Annotated in this window: 18 protein-coding genes; 1 reads left to right on the plus strand and 17 read right to left on the minus strand. The window is 69.3% G+C overall.

The window, feature by feature from the left end:
* Positions 1-120: 120 nt before the first annotated feature.
* From ACZ466_RS11365 to ACZ466_RS11445, 17 genes are all read right to left on the minus strand, one after another.
* Positions 121-1,455, minus strand: a complete 1,335-nt coding sequence (locus ACZ466_RS11365; RefSeq protein WP_378292224.1) for a PucR family transcriptional regulator — start codon at positions 1,453-1,455, stop codon at positions 121-123.
* A gap of 231 nt (positions 1,456-1,686) precedes the next feature.
* Positions 1,687-1,938, minus strand: a complete 252-nt coding sequence (locus ACZ466_RS11370) for a hypothetical protein (RefSeq protein ID WP_378292226.1) — start codon at positions 1,936-1,938, stop codon at positions 1,687-1,689.
* Positions 1,939-1,972: 34 nt separating this feature from the next.
* Complete coding sequence (locus tag ACZ466_RS11375; RefSeq protein ID WP_464043395.1) at positions 1,973-2,845, minus strand: hypothetical protein; 873 nt, start codon at positions 2,843-2,845, stop codon at positions 1,973-1,975.
* Between the two features lie 11 nt (positions 2,846-2,856).
* Positions 2,857-4,158 (minus strand): MCE family protein, encoded by a 1,302-nt coding sequence (locus ACZ466_RS11380; protein WP_464043397.1) that lies wholly within the window; start codon positions 4,156-4,158, stop codon positions 2,857-2,859.
* 14 nt (positions 4,159-4,172) lie between these two features.
* Positions 4,173-5,174, minus strand: coding sequence for an MCE family protein (locus tag ACZ466_RS11385; protein WP_464043398.1), 1,002 nt, complete (start codon positions 5,172-5,174; stop codon positions 4,173-4,175).
* Positions 5,171-6,208, minus strand: coding sequence for an MCE family protein (locus tag ACZ466_RS11390; RefSeq protein ID WP_464043400.1), 1,038 nt, complete (start codon positions 6,206-6,208; stop codon positions 5,171-5,173). Before ACZ466_RS11390 ends, ACZ466_RS11385 begins: the two co-directional genes overlap by 4 nt.
* Positions 6,205-7,239 carry an MCE family protein gene (locus tag ACZ466_RS11395; RefSeq protein ID WP_464043402.1) on the minus strand — a complete coding sequence of 345 codons (1,035 nt, stop codon included), beginning with the start codon at positions 7,237-7,239 and terminating at the stop codon, positions 6,205-6,207. The genes ACZ466_RS11390 and ACZ466_RS11395 overlap by 4 nt, the downstream gene beginning before the upstream one ends.
* On the minus strand, positions 7,239-8,288 hold the full coding sequence (locus tag ACZ466_RS11400) for an MCE family protein (RefSeq protein ID WP_464043404.1): 1,050 nt from the start codon (positions 8,286-8,288) through the stop codon (positions 7,239-7,241). The genes ACZ466_RS11395 and ACZ466_RS11400 overlap by 1 nt, the downstream gene beginning before the upstream one ends.
* A 1-nt stretch (position 8,289) precedes the next feature.
* A complete protein-coding gene (locus ACZ466_RS11405; protein WP_378293582.1) occupies positions 8,290-9,408 on the minus strand; it encodes an MlaD family protein in 1,119 nt (372 codons plus the stop codon).
* Positions 9,405-10,268 carry an ABC transporter permease gene (locus ACZ466_RS11410; RefSeq protein WP_464042409.1) on the minus strand — a complete coding sequence of 288 codons (864 nt, stop codon included), beginning with the start codon at positions 10,266-10,268 and terminating at the stop codon, positions 9,405-9,407. The genes ACZ466_RS11405 and ACZ466_RS11410 overlap by 4 nt, the downstream gene beginning before the upstream one ends.
* Before the next feature lie 13 nt (positions 10,269-10,281).
* The gene (locus ACZ466_RS11415; RefSeq protein WP_464043406.1) at positions 10,282-11,073 is read right to left on the minus strand and encodes an MlaE family ABC transporter permease; all 792 of its coding nucleotides are present in this window, start codon (positions 11,071-11,073) and stop codon (positions 10,282-10,284) included.
* Between the two features lie 435 nt (positions 11,074-11,508).
* The gene (locus ACZ466_RS11420) at positions 11,509-12,717 is read right to left on the minus strand and encodes a cytochrome P450 (RefSeq protein WP_378293489.1); all 1,209 of its coding nucleotides are present in this window, start codon (positions 12,715-12,717) and stop codon (positions 11,509-11,511) included.
* Between the two features lie 391 nt (positions 12,718-13,108).
* Positions 13,109-13,945, minus strand: coding sequence for a mycofactocin-coupled SDR family oxidoreductase (locus ACZ466_RS11425; protein ID WP_378293487.1), 837 nt, complete (start codon positions 13,943-13,945; stop codon positions 13,109-13,111).
* A gap of 82 nt (positions 13,946-14,027) precedes the next feature.
* Positions 14,028-14,759, minus strand: coding sequence for an SRPBCC family protein (locus ACZ466_RS11430; RefSeq protein ID WP_378293485.1), 732 nt, complete (start codon positions 14,757-14,759; stop codon positions 14,028-14,030).
* A complete protein-coding gene (locus ACZ466_RS11435; protein WP_464043410.1) occupies positions 14,759-15,235 on the minus strand; it encodes a (2Fe-2S)-binding protein in 477 nt (158 codons plus the stop codon). Before ACZ466_RS11435 ends, ACZ466_RS11430 begins: the two co-directional genes overlap by 1 nt.
* Positions 15,228-16,118 carry an FAD binding domain-containing protein gene (locus ACZ466_RS11440; protein ID WP_464043411.1) on the minus strand — a complete coding sequence of 297 codons (891 nt, stop codon included), beginning with the start codon at positions 16,116-16,118 and terminating at the stop codon, positions 15,228-15,230. The genes ACZ466_RS11435 and ACZ466_RS11440 overlap by 8 nt, the downstream gene beginning before the upstream one ends.
* The gene (locus tag ACZ466_RS11445; protein WP_464043413.1) at positions 16,115-18,460 is read right to left on the minus strand and encodes a xanthine dehydrogenase family protein molybdopterin-binding subunit; all 2,346 of its coding nucleotides are present in this window, start codon (positions 18,458-18,460) and stop codon (positions 16,115-16,117) included. The genes ACZ466_RS11440 and ACZ466_RS11445 overlap by 4 nt, the downstream gene beginning before the upstream one ends.
* 421 nt (positions 18,461-18,881) lie before the next feature.
* Here ACZ466_RS11445 and ACZ466_RS11450 point away from each other — a divergent pair, with 421 nt between their 5' ends.
* Positions 18,882-19,529, plus strand: coding sequence for a TetR/AcrR family transcriptional regulator (locus ACZ466_RS11450; protein WP_378279609.1), 648 nt, complete (start codon positions 18,882-18,884; stop codon positions 19,527-19,529).
* Positions 19,530-19,649 lie beyond the last annotated feature (120 nt).

Genomic DNA, 19,649 nt, shown 5'->3' on the forward strand with positions numbered 1-19,649 from the left:
GCCTTCGTCCGACACCCGCGCCCCCGCAATCCGAAACGTCCTCGCGTCGAATCTACCGAGAGCGCCGTCCCGGGAGCGACCCCGGGACCGGCGGGCGGTTCCGCGCGGGTGCGGGCGTCGTCACCTGCCGTTGTGCCGGGTGGCGAGTTCGAGCGGCCGGAAGCGCCGGTCGGCGGACGAGTGCCGGGACGCGGCGCTGCGTCCCGCGGCAGGCGACCGGGGCTCATCGACCGCCTCCTCGCTCTCCTCGGTCTGGAACAGGCGGTGCATGCGGAGCGCGAGCTCGGTCTCGAACCTCCATTCCGGGTCGTGCAGCAGATCACCGAAGAGTTCCTTGAGCTGACGCATGCGGTAGCGGACGGTCTGCGGGTGGACGCGCAGCCGCTCGGCGACGTTCATCGTGGAGACGCCGCTGGTCAGCCAGGCGAGCAGGGTCTCGGCCAGCCGCTGGTTCCGCTCCGACTCCAGGTACCCCAGGGCGGCCAGCCGGTGCTCGACCAGCAGCCGCGCCGACTCCTCGTCGCTGAGCAGCAGCAGCGTGGACAGGTGGTCCTCGCAGCGGATCTGCCCCTCGGCCGGCAGCAGGCCGCGGCGCATCAGGGACAGCGCCTGGCGCGCCAGCCGGAGGGAGTAGGCGGCGCCCGTGAGCGGGACCGTGGGGCCGACGGCGAACTCGACGCCGTTCAGGGCGTGCCGGAGGGCGTCCATCCGGCCGGGGCCGTCGGGGTCGGGCAGCAGCAGGCACGGATCGGGACGGTCCAGGTCCACGAGGGCCTCGGCGCCCATGCCGGGGCTGAGCCGGTGCTCGGAGTTCCAGCGGTCGCTGAGCGCGACACAGGCGATGCGATGGGGCAGCCGCCACTGCGCTTGGGCGGCCAGCTCACCCAGCCTGGCCGGCGAGACCGAAGGCTCGGCCAGCAGCAGCTCCAGCAGCCGCTCACGGGCGCGCTGCTTCTGGTCGCTCGCCCGTGTCGCCAGCTCGGTGTAGGCGTCGACCGAGTGGGCGGAGATCTCCTCCAGGTAGCCGAAGAGCGCCTCGGCCAGGATGTACAGCTGGTCCGGCGGCGCACCCGCCTCGCGGCCCGCGCGGGCGAAGCGGCTCCAGGCGACCCGTGCGCCGATGCGGTAGGCCGACTGCAGCGCGTCCAGGTTGCGTCCCGCGAGATACTCGCCGCGGCCGAGCGAGCGGAAGATCTTGCCGGTGGCGCCGGTCGGCCTGGGCCTGCCGGGGGCGGCGGTCCGATCGAGGAACTGGCGCAGGCCGCGTTCGACGCACAGCCGTACGCTCGTTCCGGATCGGCCGCCGAGCCTGCGCGCGAAGTCGGGGACCTCGTCCCGGATCGCCTGGACGATCTCCTCGGCGACGGAGGGCAGCTCGGGCCTGAGGGCCGCCGCGAGATCGAGCCGCAGCGGCGTGGGCTCCAAGAGAACGTGTGCGGTGGAACGATCGGTCATTTCAGCCTCGATGGTCACGTGGAGTACCTGACGGCGTCGGCCCTTCCGCGGCGGCCGGGGTCACCGGGCGCCGGAATCCGCGTCGCTGCGGCGAGTCACATGGACGCAGGGGCTGCCCGGGTCACCGGGCGAGCGGATGGCCGGCCGGGGGTGCCGACGGCCGGGACGAGTACGAGCCCGGCGCGGAAGGCATCGTGGCGTGCACGACGATCCAGGACGGTCAGTGCGGGATCACAGCGCGTAGAGGGTCATCTCCCCCAGCCGTCCCGGAGCGAGCCTGGCCTGGAGGGCCTGGACGTCGTCGGTGTCGATCTCGTAGATCGCCAGATACGGGCCGTCGGTGCCCAGCGGCGCGAACGAGTGCGCCGACACGAACTCGTCGACGGCGAGCATCTGCCGGAGGCGGTCCTGGTCGGGAGGCTCGGGTGGGACGGCCCGGTCCGGGTTCGGTCGGGATGCGAGATAGAGAATCGCCCTGGGCATGCGCGGATCTCCTTCGGTGGCTGACGCCCGCGGGTCAGGGACCGCTGGAAGGGGACGGGACGGCGGGGGCCCCACCGGTGTCCTTGGGTGTGGTGGGGGTGCCGTCGGGTTTGGTCATGGTCTCGTCGTCGGCTTCGAGTGAGGCGAGGCCGCTGACGCGCCATTGGCCTTTTTCGCGGATGAGTTCGAGGAGGAGTTTGGTGCCCAGGACGCGGCGGGTGCCTGCGGTGGAGCGGACTTCGGAGTCGAGGACGACGAGGGCTTTGGCGCGGTCGCCGTCGATGTGGTTGATGTAGGTGTCGCGGACGGTGGCGGTGGCGGTGGCTTTGTATTTGCCGATGGTGTCGGCGAGTCCGGTGAAGGCGGCTTCGTAGGTTTTGCCGAAGTCGGTGGCGGTGAGTTGTTGGATGCGGGTGCGGGCGCTGTTGAGGTCGGTGTGGTCGTAGGCGAGGAGGGCTTGGCCGAATTGGGCGGCGCGGGTGCGGACTTGCTGCTGGGTGTGGGCTTGCTGGTTGAGGTGGTCGGCTTGGCGCCATTGCAGGACGGCGGTGGTGGTGACGGCGGCCAGGACGATGAGGATGAGGGCGGTGCCGAGTTTGTCGCGTCGTCCGGCGAGCAGGCCGCGGCCGCGCGGGGGCGTCCGCCGCCGCGGCCGCTCTTTGGCGGTCTTCGTGTCGTCGTCGCCCTCATCGCCGGCGTCGCCGTCCACAACCTCGCCCTTGGCCTTGCCATCCGCGTCGGCCTTCTCGGCCGCGGCACTCTTGCCGTCCGCGTCGGTCTTGTCGTCCGTGGCGGCGTTCTCGGTCGCCGTTGCGGTGGGGGTGTCCTGGGTTTCCTCGTCCCGGGTTTCCTCGTCGCCGGTGGCCTTCTTGTCGTCGGTGCCGGTCTTCTTGGTTTTGGTGGTCATACTGCCTCCGGTCAGCTTCGGGGTCGGCGTCGGACGGTGGCGCTCATCCGGTAGGCGGCGTAGGCCAGGACGAGTGCGGCGGCGGCCACGGGCAGCAGCGGCAGCCACCGCGACCACGGGGAGTCGTGTGGGGTGTCGGCGGCCCGTTTGTCGGCGGTGATGAACGGGCCCTTGGCGATGGTGCCCGCCGTGGAACCGGGCGCCGAGGGAGCAGCCGTGCCCTGCTGCGGGTTGCCCTGCTGGCCGGTGTTGGTGCTCTGTGCCTGGCCGGTGCACTCATAAAGCGGCGGAATGACGGGCCCGGGGGTCTCACGCGAGTAGAGCCGGCCATCAGGGGTGGGGACGCCGTTCCCGATGGAGATGAGCGGCCTGAGCCGCACGTAGCTGCCCTCGGGTCGTTTCTCGATGAAGGAGTCGGTGGCGATGGGGAGTTGTTTGGCCAGCACGGTCAGAGCGTGGTCGAAATGGCGGGTGTTGGCCGGGGTGAACACCGGCGGTGCGGGCGCGCTCATTGCGTGGAGGATGCAGCGCAGGCCGGGGCGGGCGGCGGTGAGGAGGTTGTTGGTCTGGGTGACCATGGCGGGGCCGCGTTGCAGGATGCTGTCGAGGTCGTGGCGGGATTGCTTGAGGGTGTGGGTGAAGGCGGCCAGGTCGTTGACCCCCGACCCCAGTTGGGGGGCGGTGGGGGCCAGGGTGGCGGTGAGGGCGGTGAGCTGGACGGCCAGGCTGTCGAGGGTGCCGGCGTTGTCGGCCAGGGTGCCGGCGAGCTGGTGGGTGTCGCCGATCAGGTCGCGCAGGGTGGTGCCGCGTCCTTCCAGTCCGTTGGACAGCTCGCGCAGCAGCGTGTTGGCGTCCTGCGGCCGGGTCGCCCGGAGCAGTTTGCCGGCGTTGTCGAACAGCTGCTTGTACTCCACCGTCACCGACGTGCGGGCGAGGGGGATGTTGTCCCCGGCCCGCATCGGCGCCCCATCAGGCCCCGATGGGGGCGACAGTTCCACATATGGTTCGCCGACGGCGGATTTGCGGAGGACGGCGGCGCGGGCGCCGGTGGGGATGGTGGTGCCGCGGTCCATCTTGAGCTGGACGGCGACCTTGCCCGGTCGCAGGGCGACGTTGCCGATGCTGCCGACGCGCACGCCCAGGTAGGCGACCTCCAGGTCGGGGCGCAGGCCGGGTGAGGAGGCGAACTCGGCGGTGAGGGTGTAGGGGCGGCGGACGGCGTCGACACTGATGATGCTGGTCAGCGCCCAGACGATCAGAGCGACGCCGAGGGCGGTGAAGAAGGCCAGGTTGGCCAGGATGCGTGAGGTCACGACCGCTCTCCCTTTTACCTGGGTGCCAGCAGGCGTCGAAGTTCACGGGCCGGATCGCGTACCGGTTTGGGTCCGGTGTCGGGCAGGAACCCCGCGACCCAGGCATGGGCCAGGGCTTGCCCGTCGTAGGTCATGGAGGGGGCGTTGACCAGGCCCTTGTCCAGCAGGTCCACCACCTCTTTGAGTTGTTCCTTACCGCGGGTCATGGAGGTCATGATCTGGTCGATGCGCAGCAGCAGGGCGCGCAGCCGGGTGGCGTGGCGCTGCTGGAAGGTGGTGTTGAAGGAGTTGCCCAGCCGCACCAGTTCCTGCACCGACCCCTTCAACTCCGCCCGGTCCTTGCGCACCCGCTCCGTGGCCAAGGACACCATGCCGGGCAGCCGGTCCAGGTCCCGCGACCCCTTCTCCAGCGAACTGCTCAGCCGCCCCAGGCCGTCGATCACCTTGCCCAGGTCGGTGGCGGCGGCGGCGTAGCTGTCGGACAGTTCGGTGGAGCGTTTGATGATGCGGTTGAGCTGGGGGCCTTTGTTGGTGGTGGCGCTGGCCAGGGTGGTGACGATGGCGTCGATGTCCTGGCCGCCGACCGCGGCCAGGATCGGGCCGACCCGCTGGGTGACCGATTCCAGGTCGGGGGCCAGGGTGGTCTGGGTGATGGTGGCGCGCTGGGCCAGGAACGGCCCGGTGCTCATCGCCGCGCCCTTGGGCGGGGTGAGGCGGACGAAGTTCTCGCCCAGCAGGGAGGTCTTGGCGATGGCGGCGGTGGTCCCGGCGGGGACGCGGCGGCCGTTGGTGATCGACATCCTCACCCGGACCTTGTAGCCCTGCAGCTGGACGGTCATCACGGTCCCGATCCGCACATCGGCCAGTTGCACGCTGTGCCCGGTCACCAGGTTCTGCACATCACCGAACAACGCGTACAGGGTGAAGTCGCCCTTGGGCGCCCCCAGCGTCTGCACCGAGCATGCGGTGCAGGTGCCCGCTAGCGCGGCTGCGGCGACCACCGGTGTGATCCTCATGGTCGTCCCTTCCGCTGCACGGTGGACCGGCACCCGTTCTGCCCGTCCAGGCAGGGCACCTTGCCCCAGCCCATCGCGGTGAAGATCGGCTGCAGCCAGATCCGCAGCGTGGCGTTGATCTGCGCCCGCACCGTGATCGTCCCGGTCTTGCGGTCCCAGGCTTTGATGACCGCGTCGGTGACCCCGGCCAGCGAGGTGATGGCCTGGGAGATCGAGGCGCTGTTGGCCTTGAGCGTCATCACCATCTCCGACGCCTCGGTCAAAACGGCGGGGAGTTTCTCCTGGTAGGCGGTCACCACCGCGCCGCCTTGGCGGATCAGCGCCTCCAGACCCGCGAGGAAGGTCCGCAGCCGCGCCCGCTCATCGGCCAGCGCGCGGCTGGCGGCGGAGAAGTCGCCGATGAAGGCGGTGAGTTTCTCATCGCGGCGGTTGAGGGAGGTGGCCAGCTGGTTGAGGTCGCGGGCGATCCCGGCGAGCTTGCGGTCCTGGGCGGCCAGATTCCCCGCCAGCGTCCCGGTCGACTGCAACGCCCGGTTGACATCGTCACCACGCCCATCGACCGCCCGCGCACCCCCCTCGAACACCTCACCCAACGCCCCCGGATCAATCGACTGCGTCAACGCCGTGAACGCCGTCAACGCCTCATCGATCTCCACCGGCAGGTCAGTCCGCTCCTTCGGGATCACCGACCCCGCAGGCGCCCGCGGAGTCCCCGGACGCCAGGCCGGATGCAGGACCACGCTGCGTTCGCCGATGGTGCTGGCCGCCACGATCGTCGCGCGCACATCACGCGGGACGGGGACGTCCTCGCGGATCCGCAGATCGACGCGGACCTGACGGTTGTGCACCCCGATGGCGGTGATGCTGCCGACATCGGCACCCATCACCTTCACCCGCGACTTCTCATACAACGACGGGGTTTTCGCGAAGTACACGCTCATCCGGTAGGTGCCGTTCCCGCCGGGGACCACGGCGCAGCCGCCGATGGACAACAGCATCACCGCGGCGGCAAGGAGGGGGATCAAACGTCTCATCGGGCGGTCCGTCCACTCTGCAGCATCTGGGTCAGGCCCTGCAGATCACTGGCCGCCAGCGGACCGAGCTGGGAGAACACCGCGTTGAACCACGGCCCGTTCACCCCGGTACTGACAAACCCCGCCATCGTCGGCCCCGACCACGCCAGCGTCTCGTTGAGATCGTCCATCTGCGGCTCGAGCGTCTTCATCGTCGTCCCCAGCTCATCCACGATCTCCACCAGCTCCGCCTGCTTGGTGCTGATCAACCGCGACAGACTCTGCACCGTCCGGTCACCGCTGCCCAGCAGCACACTCAGCTCGGCCTGCCGGTCACGCAACTGCCCCAGCAGCACACTGGCGTTGCGGGCCAGCTGCGACAACTGCCGGTCCTTGGAATTGACCAGCCCGATCAACCGGTCCCCATCGGCCAGCAACCGCGCAATCTGCGGATCGCTCTCATTGACCGCCTCCGCCAACGCCGTCAGATTCTGCAACGCACCGCCCAGGCGGCCGCGGCCCTGGCGGGACACGTCCCGGAGCTGGTCCAGGACCGAGGAGACGGCTTTGGCGTCGAGTTTGGCCAGGGTGCCGGTGCCCTCGTTCAGCAGATCGTTGAAGGTGATCGGGGTCGCGGTCCGCTCCAGCGGGATCCGCCGGCGCCCCTCGGACACATCGGCCATGTAGGGTTCGCCGACCGGGCCGCTCAACCGCAGGTACCGGCCGCCCAGGATGTTGGACATCCGGATCTCCGCCCGCGTCCTGGGGCCGAGTTCGACGTTGGCGTCGACCTTCCAGGTCACCACCACGCGGCCGTTGCGGAAATCGGGTTTGACCTCGGTCACCTCACCCACCGCGACCCCCGCCACCTCCACCTCATGCCCCGAGCGGAGCCCGCCGGTGTCGGCGAACACCCCGGTCATGGTGTACCGCTCCTTGAGCAGCCCGAGGGTGCCGGTGAGGAAGGAGATCGTGACGCCCAGCGACAGGACGGTCAGTCCGGCGATGCCGACGATGAGGGGGTTGCGGTCACGGAAGGACGTGCGCGCCATCAGTTCCCCTCTCCGACCACCAGGCCCCGCAGCACATCCTCCGAAGAACCGCGCTCGGGATACTTCTTCAACTCGGTCTTGTAGGGGCACGGCCCCGGCGCCAGGGTCAGGCACGGGGTGGTCCCGACGAACAGCTCGCCCTCGTTGATCAGATCGAACAGCCGCGACATCTTGGGGCCCGCCGACTTCAGGATCGGGGTCAAACGGTCCAGATTGCGGTTGGTGCCGCCCATCACCACCGCCATCCGGCCCACCACCTCCTCCAACTCCCGCGCGTTGCCCGCCGTCAACCGGTCGGAGGTCCGCACCATCGCCGCCAGCTGCGTGATCGCCTGATCCACCAGCCTGCGGTTGTCCACGAACGCACCCGACAGCGTCACCAGGTTGTCGGTCATCGCCGCGATCTGCTTGTCACGCCGCGACAGGACCCGGGTGACGGCGGCGAAGTCGTCCAGGGTGCACTGCAGGCTCTGCCGGCGCGCCGCGATCGTGGAGGACAGTTGATCGATGTTGCCGATCAGCTGGTGGATGTTGGCCTCGTTGCCCTCCAGCGCCTGGTGCAGCGAGGTCATCAGCTGGTTGATCTGCTGGGGGTCCAGCGTCCGCGTGAGCGGCGCGATCTGGTTGATCAGCTCACCCAGATCCACCACCGACCGGGTCCGGGTGATCTTGTCGCCGTCCTTGAGCATCGCGCCCGCCGTGCCCGGGATCAGATACACCACCCTCTGCCCGATCGGATCCCGCCACCGCACCGCGGCCTCACTGTCGGAGGGGAGGCGGTGCCGCTCACGCACCGACAGGGTGACCTCGGCGCGGCCCTTGCGGACGTGAATCTGGTCGACCTGCCCGACCGGGGCCCCGGCGATCTTGACCCGGTCGCCCTCACGCAGCCCCCCGACATCGTCGAAGGTCGCGGTGACCCGGTAGGAATCGGAGAAGTCCAGCCGCGCGATCTGCATCGCGATGAACCCGGTCAACGTCACCGTCACGGCCAGGAACAACAACAACCGCGCGAGCGAGGAGAACGCCTTCTCAGGACGCGCCGCCATGTCACCGCCCTCCTATGGATGGGAGCGGCAAGGTGGGACGAGGCGCGGTGCCCGCGCCCGTGCCTCCGCCGCCGGCGGTGCCCGTACTGGTGGCAGTGCCGGAGCCGGAGCCGCAGATGCCCAGGATGAGCTCGCAGGGATCGGTGGGAAGCATGATCTTGGCTGCGAGCATGTGCTTGCCTTGCGGAGCGGCCGGCCACGAGACCGCCCGGTAGATCGGCAACTGATCGATGATCGAATCGATCGAGGGGCCCACGATCCCGCCCCCCACGCCCAGTTGGGCGTAGATGAACGAGGTCGCGCGCTCGGCCGAGCGGCCTGCTTGGCCGAGCTGGCCGCCATGCCGGTTCAGGCCACCGGCCAGCATCCCCGACAGGCGCGCGGTCTCCCCGGTCAAACGCCGCAACCGGTCCTGACCCGAAGCGGCCGTGCCCACGATCGCATTGGTGTCACCCGCCAACCCGGCCACGCTGTCACCGATACCGCGCACCTGCGCCAACCGCGCCAGATCAGCGGTGAACCGCACCGCCCGCTGCCGCTGCTTATGACCGATCGCCACGATCGTGTCCGCATCGTCCAGCAGCTCACGGACCGGGGTGGCCTGCCCGCCCAGGCCCTGGGCGAGGGTGCCCACGATGATCGACACATCCCGGGCATCGATCGCCGTCAGTATCCGATCGGCGCTGGACACCAGATCGTCCAGATCCTCCGAACCGGCCGTCGCGGCGATGTGGGCGCGGTCGGCGTAGTAGGGGCCGGCGCCCTCGCCCTGGCCGGGGACGAGGTTGATGAACTTCGGCCCGAACACCGACTCCGGCTCCAGGGAGGCCCGGGCCGTCCGAGGGACCTGGACGCCCTCGTTGATGCGAAGAATGAGGCGGGCGCGGCCGTTGGGCAGCAGGTCGATCGACTCGACCTGACCCACCTGCACCCCGCGGACCTTGATCGGGGACGTGGTGGTCAGCCCCTGGCTCGCCTTGTCGAAGTCGGCGGTCAGGCGCGTGCCCTCGGCCTCCCACGGCTTGGTGATCAGCGCGTACAGCACACCGGCGGCGACCACGAGGGTCAGCAGCGAGACGGCCAGGCGCCGGGTCAGCGAGTCGGGTTCGTTGGTGGTCATCCGGCCAGCCTCACTGTTCCGCCCTGCCCCCAGAACACATACGACAGCAGCAGGTTGAGCGTGACGATGACGATGATCGACAGGCGGATCGCGCGGCCGGCGGCCTGCCCGACGCCGACGGGGCCGCCGGTGGCGTAGTAGCCGTAGTAGCAGTGGATCGAGATCACCGCGAACGCGAACACCGCCACCTTGATCGCGCTATAGATCAAATCGATCAACGGCAGATACAGATGGAAGTAGTAGTCGTAAACCCCGGGCGCCAGATCGAAGAACTCGGTACTGATGAACCGGGTCGCGAAGAAACTCGCGAACAAGGCGATCAGATACAACGGCACCAGCGCGATCAGCGCCGCCACCACCCGCGTGCAGATCAGATACACGAACGAGTGAATGCCCATGACCTCCAGGGCATCGATCTCCTCCGAGATCCGCATCGCCCCCAGCTCCGCCGTGAACGACGACCCGCACTGCGCCGCCAACGCGATCGCCGCGATCACCGGAGTCGTCTCACGGACATTGATGAACGCCCCCACCAAGCCCATGAACGACTCGGCGCCGATCACCTCCAGACCCGTGTACACCTGCATACCGATCTCGGTGCCCAAGAACAGCGACATCGTGAAGATCACGAAGATCATGCCGCCGCCGACCACCGTCGCGCCCACACCCACGACGATGTCACTGACCTGCAACGCCACCGTCTTGGCGTACTTGAACCGGAACACGATGTCACGCAGCGAATACAACAGCACCGCACCGATGAAACGCGGCCACGCCGACAACGCCGCCACCCGCTCGGCACCCGCCACCGCCACCCGCGTCGTCCCCAACGCCGCCTTACGCGGAGCATTGACCAACATCAGCCGCCCCCACTCACAACTTCGGCGGGAACGCGACGAAATACACCGTCGTGATCACGTAATTGAAAACGAACACCAGCATGAACGCCACCACCGTCGCCCGGTTCACCGCCCGGCCAACCCCGGCAGGGCTCCGCTCACAATTCATCCCCATATAACAGGCCACCAGCGCAGCGATCAGACCGAACAACCACGCCTTGCCCAACGTCACGAACAGATCCGACACCCGCAGCAGACCCAAAGCCCCATCGAAATAGGCGCCCGGGGTCACGCCCTGCAGCAGCACGTTGAACACAAAACCGCCCACCGCACCCGACAGGATCACCAGGGAGGCGAGCATGCACGAGATCATGCTGGCCGCCCACATGCGTGGTGTCACCAGACGGTGCACCGGATTGACGGCCATGACCTCCATCGCCGACAACTCATCCCGGATGTTGCGCGCGCCCATGTCCGAGGTCATCGCCGAACCACCCGCACCCGCGATGATCAACGCCGACGCGATCGGCGCGACCTGCCGCACCAACCCCACCACCACCGCACCACCGGTCGCCGACTGAGCACCCAACTGCCCCGCCAGATCACCCACCTGCAACGCCACCGTCGCCCCCAACGGCAACGCCACCAGCAACGACGGCAACATCGTCACCCGCGCCAGAAACCAGGACTGCTCCACGAACTCCCAGAACCAGTCCCGCACATCCCACGTCCGCCGCAACGCCTCCAACCCGATCGCGAACAACGAACCCATCGCGACCAGAGCACCGAGACCCCACCCAGTGACGCGGCTCGGCACGGCGCTCATGGCCGGCGACCCCGGAGAGCCCAGGGGGGCGCTTGTGCACGTATGTGAGCCATGGGTGGCCTCCAGTGGGGGGTGGGGTGGGGCCGCAGGTTGGTACCACGCCCGTCCTGCGCCTTGCGTTCTCCGGTGACGCGGCTCAGCCGGTCATACGGCGGCGCCCCCTCCAGAGGATGAATTCTCCCGGACGGAATGTCCGTGCCCCTGGAATCGATGCGGGCGGAACCGGAGCCGTGTCACGGTGCAAGTGGAGCTGTTCTCCTGTGACGGCCGATCGAGCTCGGTCGTCCCGAAAAGGGGTCGGTGCGGTGGCGACCCCGTCTGGTCCCGGCCCGGCCGCGCGACTTCTGATCGCGAATACCGGGCCGGCCAGATGATGCCGTTTGCTCGTTATTTGAATAGGGAGTCGAGCCGCCTTCGAGGGGCGGCTCCGGCGGGTCAGTTGACGACGAGCGGGAGCGTTTCCCAGCCGCGGACCGTGGAGGTCTGCGCCAGTTTCACGTTGTCCCAGTCCACGTCCCATTCCGGGAAGCGCTTGAGGATCTCCTCGGTCGCCACCCGGCCCTCGAGGCGGGCCAGCGCGGCGCCCAGGCAGTAGTGCGGGCCCAGGCCGAAGGTCAGCTGCTGCGGCATCTCGCGGCGGATGTCGAAGCGGTCGGGGTCGGGGTAGCGGTTCTCGTCCCGGTTGGCGGCGGCCACGATGAAGAGCATGGCGGCGCCCTCGGGCACGGTCTGGCCGTGGAACTCGGTGTCCTTGGTGACGTAGCGGGCGATCGACGGGCCCGGCGGCTCGTACCGCAGGACCTCCTCGATGGCGCCGGGGATCAGCGACGGGTCCGCCACCAGTTCGCGGCGCTGCTCGGGGTTCTGGGCCAGCAGGGAGGCGGTCCACCCGATGAGCCGTCCGGTGGTCTCGTTCCCGGCGCCGGCGACGACGGTGATGTAGGTGAGCACCTCGTCGTGGGTGAGCGTGCGCCGGGTGCCGTCCTCGTCCTCGAACTCGGCGTTGAGCAGCTCGGTCATCAGGTCGTCGGACGGGTTGTTCGCGCGCCATTCGATGTAGTCGCGGAACATCTCGTTGCTCATGACCGCGCCGCCCTTGAAGTCCATCTGGCCGCCGGCCTCGGTGCGCAGGCTCTCGTCGGCGGCGTCGCGGATGGCGACCTGGTCGGCCTCGGGGATGCCGAGGAGCATGCCGATCACGCGCATCGGCATCTCGATGGCGACGGCCTCGATGAGGTCGAAGCTCTTCTCGCCCACCAGCGGGTCCAGCGTCTTCACGCAGAAGTCGCGGACCTTGGGCTCGAGGGCGGAGATCCGGCGCGGGGTGAAGACCCGGGCGAGCAGGCGCCGGTGGACGTCGTGGATGGTCGGGTCCTCGAAGATGAGCGTGCCCGGCGGGATCTCGATGCCGGACTTGATGAGCTCGAGAATTCCACCGCGGGCCGAGGAGAACGTCTTCCAGTCCGGCAGGCCGCGCTCGACGTCGGCGAAGCGCGTGACCGCGTAGAAGTCGTGCTTCTCGTTGTAGTAGAGCGGCGCCTCCTCCCGGAGACGGCGGTACGTCGGGTAGGGGTCGCTCCAGAATCGCGGGTCGTACGGATCCCAGTAGACGGCGCTTTCAGTGCTCACTTGTTCAGTGCTCACGTGTTTTCCTTCGAGTCGCGTGCCGAGGGTTGTTGAAAGCTTTACGGCAGGTATTCCTACGTGCCGTTCTGAGATGCCAACACGCTGTGTTGAGCGATCGCTCAGCACACTTAATAGTGAGTTGTATCACTGGCGTCAGCGAGGGTCAAGGGTGCGCCGCCGAGGACATTGACGACCATTTTCCTGCGCTGGCCTCCTCGGTTTGCGCCCGCCCGGTCAAGGGGGACGCCCGGCGGATTCGCGGTGGACCGGGCCGGCCCGACGGGCCGGCCCGGACCGCTCCGCGGGTCTCTGTCACGGCGGCGCGCGCGGCGAGCGGTGATGAGCAGCCGGTACGGCGGGATGGCTGTTCCGAACCGCCGCTCGGAGCCTGCGGAGAGCGCGTGGGCGGTTACTTCAGCATGCTTCCGGCGTCGACGGGCAGGGTGACGCCGGTGATGTAACGGGCCTCGTCGGAGACCAGGAAGAGCACCGCGTTGGCGATGTCCTCCGCCTCCACCCACGGAACCGGGAGCGCGTTCATCATCTGCGAGATCGGCGCCATGTCCTCCGCGGTCGGGTTCTCCAGGTCGGGGCGGAACATGCGGAAGGTCATGTCGTTGATCAGCATCGGCGTGTTCACCTGGGTGGGGTGGACGGAGTTGACGCGGATGCTGTGCTGGGCGAGCTCCACCGCCATGGTGCGCATCAGCCCGACCACGCCGTGCTTGGCCGACACGTAGTTGCCGACGTGGGGGTGGGCCTTGAGACCGCCGACCGAGCTGGTCAGGACGACGGCGCCGCCGCGGCCGCCCTCGATGAGGTGCGGAACCGAGACCTTGGCGGTGTGGTAGACGCCGGTGAGGTTGACGTCGATGGAGTCCTTCCAGAGGTTGGCGTCCATCTCCTCGATCTGGGCACCGGAGGCGGCCAGACCGGCGTTCGCGATGACGATGTCCAGGCGGCCCAGCTGGGTCACGCCGTCGTCGACCGCCGCCTTCAGCGCGTCCAGGTCGCGCACGTCGACCTGGGAGGCGATGATGCGCCGGCCCAGCGCCTTGACCTGGGCGACGGTCTCGTCCAGGTCCTCGGGAGTGGACATCGGGATGGGCACGCTGTCGAGCTGCTTGCAGATGTCGACCGCGATGATGTCGGCGCCCTCCTGGGCCAGGCGCACGGCGTGCGCGCGCCCTTGGCCGCGCGCCGCACCGGTGATGAAGGCCACCTTGCCTTCGACTCGTCCAGTCATCACTACCTCTTTCCAGGCAGTCGGGGGGTGAGGTCGGTCTCCGCTCGACCGGGACCGGTCGGCGGGGTGGCGGTGCCCGCGGTCAGCGGGCCTTGGCCGAGGCGTCGAGCGGGCTGGTCGCCGAGCGCTGACGCCGGATGGTGACCAGGAGGACGACCAGGGCGGTCGCGGCCGCGATGGGGCCGGCGGCCTTGAGCAGTCCACCGCCGGTCACCGGCAGGAGGTTGATCGGTTCGGCGGGGGCGCGGGCGGCGGGGGCCGTACGCGGTGGGGCCGGCTCGGCGCGCGGCGCCTCGCCGTTGAGCGCCGGCGCGGGGCTCGGGTCTCCGGCACCTTCGCCGTCACCTTCGCCGTCACCGCCGGCGTCGTTGGTGGAGGTGAGTTCGTCGGCGAGGTTGGCGGCGAACTGGCCGATGAGGTTGGTGGCGACGTCGTTGAGTGCTCCGCGGCCGAACTGTGCGGGCTTTCCGGTGATGGCCAGGTCGGTTTCGATGTGGACGTCGGTGGTGTCGCCCTGGTCGGTGAGGCGGCAGGTGACGGTGGCCTTGGCGGTGCCGCCGCCGCGGGTCTCGCGTCCGCTGGCCTCCAGGACCGCGACCCGTTCGGTCTCGTCGAGGGAGACGAAGGTGACGGTGCCGTTGTAGGACAGGCCGATGGGCCCGAGTTTGACCTTGACCTTGCCGTGGAAGGTGTCGCCGTCGTTGGAGGTCAGGGTGGCGCCGGGCACGCAGGGCGCGATCCGCTCGATGTCGAGCAGGACCTGCCATGCCTCCCGCACCGGCACCGGGATGGTCAGCGTGTTCTCGAGTTTCATCAGGTTTCCTTGGTGGCTGCGGCGGCGCGGACGGCGTTGATGATTCCCTGGTAGCCGGTGCAGCGGCACAGGTTGCCTGACAGGCCCTCGCGGATCTGGTCGTCGGTGGGGTCGGGGTGTTCGCGCAGGAACGCGGTGGCCGAGACGATGAATCCGGGGGTGCAGAAGCCGCATTGCAGGCCGTGGTGTTCGCGGAAGGCGTCCTGGAGGGGGGACAGGGTGCCGTCGGGGGAGGCGATGCCTTCGATGGTGGTGATGTCGGCGCCGTCGGCCTGGACGGCGAAGACGAGGCAGGCGCGGACGGCCTCGCCGTCCATGAGGACCGAGCAGGCGCCGCAGACGCCGTGTTCGCAGCCCAGGTGGGTGCCGGTCAGGCCGCAGTCCTCGCGCAGGTAGTCGGCCAGGGTGAGCCGGGCCGGCACGCTCGCCCGCCGCGACCGGCCATTGACCCGCATCCCGATCTCGACCTCAGGCATTGCTCGCCTCCTGCACTCCGGCCTCCTGGACGGCCCGTTCCCAGGCGCGCGCCACCATGGCCGCGCCGACGTGTTTGCGGTAATCGGCGGACCCGTGCAGATCCGAGGGCACCGACTCCAGCCCCTCCATCGCGGTGCGCCCGATGTCCTCGGCGCTCACCTCGCCCGCGGCGGAGCCGGTCAGTTGCGTTTCGGTGGTGGTGGCGCGCAGTGCGGCCTGCCCGAGCCCGAACAGGCCGATGCCGCAGCGGGCGATCCGGTCGTCGGTGTCGAGCTGGACGGCGACGGCGGCGCCCGCGATGGCGAAGTCGCCGCCGCGGCGGGCGAACTCCTCGATCGCGAACCCGCTGCGCGGCCCCCACTGGGGGAAGAGCACGCCCGTCAGCAGTTCATCGGCCTGCAGCGCGGTGCTCCACATGCCCTGGAAGAAATCGCGGGCGGCGATGGTGCGCGCGCCGCGCGGCGAGGTCGCCTCCAGCCGCGCGTCCAGGGCCAGCGCGACGGCGGGGTACTCGGCGGCGGCGTCGGCGTGCGCGATCGAGCCGCCCAGGGTGCCGCGGTTGCGGATCTGGAAATGCCCGATCAGCGGCGTGGCCCGCGCCAGCAACGGCACCCACGCCGCCACCTCCGCCGACCGCTGGATCGTCGCCTGCGTGGTGCCCGCGCCGATCCACACCCCGCCATCGCGTTGCTCGATGCCGCGCAACTCCTCCATGCGGCGCAAATCGACCAGGTGATCCAGCACGGCCAGCCGCAGGGCGAGCATGGGGACCAGGCTCTGGCCGCCGGCGATGGCCTTGGCGTCCTCGCCCAGCTCCGCCAGCAACCCCACCGCCTCCCCCACGCTCGCGGGGGCGTGGTACTCGAAAGCGGCCGGTTTCATTTGGCCTCCGCCCCGGTGCCGTGGCGGACGATCTCCACGATCGACTCCGGGGTGATCGGCAGCCGGGTGATCTCCGCGCCGAAGGGGGACAGCGCGTCGGCGACCGCGTTGATCACCGCCGGCGGCGCCCCGATCGCACCGCCCTCACCCGCGCCCTTGTACCCGCCCGGACCCGGCGAGTCGGTCTCGATGTGCCCGTACTCGATATCGGGCACCTCCAACGCCGTGGGCAGCAGATAGTCCATGAACGTCGTCGCGATCGGGTTGCCCTCGCCGTCATAGGCCAGATGCTCGTACAGCGCCCCGCCGATCCCCTGCACCGTCCCGCCCGCGATCTGCCCCTCCACCACACTCGGATTGATCATCGGACCGCAGTCCTCGCTCACGATGAACCGCAGCAACCGCACCTCACCGGTCACCACGTCCACCTCGCACGTGCACAGATGCGTGGCATTGGCCCAGATGATCGGATGCTCGGGCTTGTAGCGGCCACTGGCCTCCAACCCCGCCGGAACCCCCGCCGGCAACGCCTCGGGCTGGAAGTAGGCCAGGTTGGAGATCTCCGCCAGCGACACCCCCGACCCGGGCACACCGCGCACCGACGCCCGCCCGCCCGACAACTCGATGTCGGAGGCCGCGGCCTCCAGGCGGTGCGCGGCGATCGCCACGATCCGCTCCCGCAGCACCGAGGCCGTCTCGGCCACCGCCCCCGCCGTCATCGACCCCGACCGGCTCCCCGCCGTCCCGCCACCGAACGGCGTCACCGCCGTGTCCCCCTGGATGGTGTGCACATCGGCGATGTCCACCCCCAGCGCGTCAGCGGTCAGCTGCACCACCGTCGTCTCGATGCTGTTCCCGCTCGAACCCCCCGAGACGTAGACGTTCACCTTGCCCGAGGGCTCGATCCGGATCGTCGCGCCCTCGGTCGCGTGCAACCCCATCGCACTGGTCGTCGGCTCCACATACGTGCACGTACCGACACCCAGATACCGGCCCTGCGCCCGCGCCAGCTCCTGCTCACGCCGGAACGCCTCGTAATCCAGCATCTTCAACGCCTGCTCGAACGTCTCCGACGGCGTGATATCGCTGTACGGCATCCCCATGGGGTTGGTGTACGGAAGCTCGTCCCGCCGCAGGAGGTTCCGGCGCCTCAACTCGGCGGGGTCGATGCCCAGCCGGCGCGCCGCGCGGTCCAGGAGCACCTCGCGCACCACCGACTCGAACTGCCACGGCCCGCGGTACGCGGCGCGGCCGAGGGTGTTGGAGAAGACGCACGTCGTGGTGAAGGTGCCCTGCGGAACGCGGTACGGCCCGGGGTAGAACATCCCGACGGCCGCGGCCGTGCCCACCGGCCATGGCACGGGGTAGGCGCCCACGTCCTGGACGTAGTCGATCGTGGCGGCCAGGATCGCGCCCTCGGAGTCGAAGGCGATCCGGGCGTCGGCGTGCTCGTGCCGCGACATGCTGGACGAGAGCAGGTTCTCCCGCCGGTCCTCGATCCACTTCAGCGGACCCGGCACCTTCAGCGCGGCGAGCATGACGCACATGTCCTCGCGCATCGGGATGACCTTCTGACCGAAACCGCCGCCGGTGTCGCGCATCACCACCCGCACCTGGTGCTCGGGGAGCCCCAGCAGCCGGGAGCAGAACAGGCGCACCTCGTGCGGCGACTGGGTCGCCGTCCAGATCGTCAGCTCGCGCTCGGTGGCCGACCACTCCGCCACGATCCCCCGCGTCTCCATCGGTACGGGGGCGTAAGCCTGCTGGTAGATCGTGTCCTCGACCACCAGCGCCGCCTCGTCGAAGACGGGTGCGAGCTGGTCCGCGGGGGCGCCGCCGAGTTCGCCCGCGACGTTGCGCGGGTAAGCCTCGTGCACCAGTTCCTCGGAGTCCCGCGCGGTGACGTAGTCGACGACCGGGGTCAGCGGGTCGTAGTCGACCACCACCAACTCTGCCGCGTCCTCGGCCAGATACCGGTCATCGGCCACCACCAGCGCCACCGGATCACCGACGAAACGCACCTCACCCTCGGCCATCGGAGGCCGCGGCGTGTCCGGGACGTCCTTGCCGATCAGCGTGTACCACGCCTCGTGCACACCCGGATGGAGATCCTCCGCCGTGAACACCGCATGCACACCCTCCAGCGCCAACGCCTCAGAGGCGTCCACACCGGTGATCCGCGCACGCGCCAGCGGACTGCGCACAAAACACGCGTGCAACATCCCCGGCCGCACCACATCATCCACATACGTGCCATGACCGGTCAGCAACCGCGGATCCTCCACCCGCGGCACACGCGTCCCGACGTATCGAGCCGCGGCCGCCTGCACGCCCGCGCTCACCGGCCCACCGCGCAGGTCCTCGCCCGTCCCGGACCGGGGACGGCGGCCCGGCCGCGCTCGCGGCAGCCCGTGCCGCGGTGCGGTACCGGGGATGTCCGCCGATGCCGACCGCGCTCAGGGTCTTGCCGCGCTACCACCCGTGATGGACACTGCACCCCACGATGGGCGCAGCGGTCATGGGAGTTCACCGGACCCTCGGTGGCGGGGTCAGCCGGTGCGAAGTCACTCACCCAGGCCCTCCTCGAAGACGTGCGCCGCCAGCCGTCGCGCACGGTGGAGGTCGCCGATCCTTCGCCGCTGAGCGCTCGCCCAGCGATGCTAGGCACCTGCTTAGCACTGCTGAGCGACTGTGGTCAAGGTCACGCCTGGAGCTCGGCGCTACGATGTCGCCGGGTCCAGCAGGGACGTTACTGAAATACCCGTGGAGGTCGGCCAGATGTCAACGCCGCGCAGAATTGGCGCACCGGACGCAAAGAATCGGACGGTCCTGCTCGATGCGGCGGAACAGCTCATGCTGGAAGAGGGATATGCCGCGGTGACCTCACGGCGGGTCGCCGCCAAGGCCGGTCTCAAACCCCAGCTCGTGCACTACTACTTCCGCACGATGGACGAACTCTTCCTTGAGGTTTTCCGGCGTCTCGCCGAGGCGGGAGTGGAGGCACAGGCGCAGGCATTGGCCTCGCCTCAGCCGTTGCGGGCCCTGTGGGCCTTCGCCACCGATCCGGCCGCCAGCGCCCTGACGATGGAGTTCAGCGCGCTGGCCAACCACCGCAAGTCCATGAAGGACGAGATCGCCCACTATGCCGAGCGGCTGCGCGGCATGCAGAACGAGACCCTGGCGCGCATCGCGGAAGAGCACGGGATCGACCTCGAGAGGTTCCCGGTCGGCTTCCTGGGAGTGCTGGTGACGAGCCTGTCCCGCGTGGTGGGCATGGAGACCGCCCTGGGAATGGACAGCGGCCACGAGGAGACTCTCAAGGTCGTCGAACGGTATCTGCGCCGTTTCGAGGGCGAGGCGATGATCCCTGGAGCGGAGTTGGCCGCGCCCCGGCCGACGAATTCGGATTGATCATCGCCGGGATGCCGGGAGCATGAGCCCCTTCATCAATCTCATTCGTAGCACGAACTAAAACATTCGTTTCGACCGGCTCGGCGGCGCGGCCGCCCGCTGCTTCCCAGCGTCATGGGA

The sequence above is a fragment of the Actinomadura rugatobispora genome (assembly GCF_055379765.1).

Coding starts and splice junctions, on each gene's coding strand:
- ACZ466_RS11410 (WP_464042409.1), bottom strand. CDS start 10,268: ATGTTGGTCAATGCTCCGCGTAAGGCGGCGTTGGGGACGACGCGGGTG.
- ACZ466_RS11395 (WP_464043402.1), bottom strand. CDS start 7,239: ATGGCGCGCACGTCCTTCCGTGACCGCAACCCCCTCATCGTCGGCATC.
- ACZ466_RS11375 (WP_464043395.1), bottom strand. CDS start 2,845: ATGACCACCAAAACCAAGAAGACCGGCACCGACGACAAGAAGGCCACC.
- ACZ466_RS11440 (WP_464043411.1), bottom strand. CDS start 16,118: ATGAAACCGGCCGCTTTCGAGTACCACGCCCCCGCGAGCGTGGGGGAG.
- ACZ466_RS11430 (WP_378293485.1), bottom strand. CDS start 14,759: ATGAAACTCGAGAACACGCTGACCATCCCGGTGCCGGTGCGGGAGGCA.
- ACZ466_RS11425 (WP_378293487.1), bottom strand. CDS start 13,945: ATGACTGGACGAGTCGAAGGCAAGGTGGCCTTCATCACCGGTGCGGCG.
- ACZ466_RS11365 (WP_378292224.1), bottom strand. CDS start 1,455: ATGACCGATCGTTCCACCGCACACGTTCTCTTGGAGCCCACGCCGCTG.
- ACZ466_RS11390 (WP_464043400.1), bottom strand. CDS start 6,208: ATGAGACGTTTGATCCCCCTCCTTGCCGCCGCGGTGATGCTGTTGTCC.
- ACZ466_RS11400 (WP_464043404.1), bottom strand. CDS start 8,288: ATGGCGGCGCGTCCTGAGAAGGCGTTCTCCTCGCTCGCGCGGTTGTTG.
- ACZ466_RS11370 (WP_378292226.1), bottom strand. CDS start 1,938: ATGCCCAGGGCGATTCTCTATCTCGCATCCCGACCGAACCCGGACCGG.
- ACZ466_RS11435 (WP_464043410.1), bottom strand. CDS start 15,235: ATGCCTGAGGTCGAGATCGGGATGCGGGTCAATGGCCGGTCGCGGCGG.
- ACZ466_RS11405 (WP_378293582.1), bottom strand. CDS start 9,408: ATGACCACCAACGAACCCGACTCGCTGACCCGGCGCCTGGCCGTCTCG.
- ACZ466_RS11415 (WP_464043406.1), bottom strand. CDS start 11,073: ATGAGCGCCGTGCCGAGCCGCGTCACTGGGTGGGGTCTCGGTGCTCTG.
- ACZ466_RS11385 (WP_464043398.1), bottom strand. CDS start 5,174: ATGAGGATCACACCGGTGGTCGCCGCAGCCGCGCTAGCGGGCACCTGC.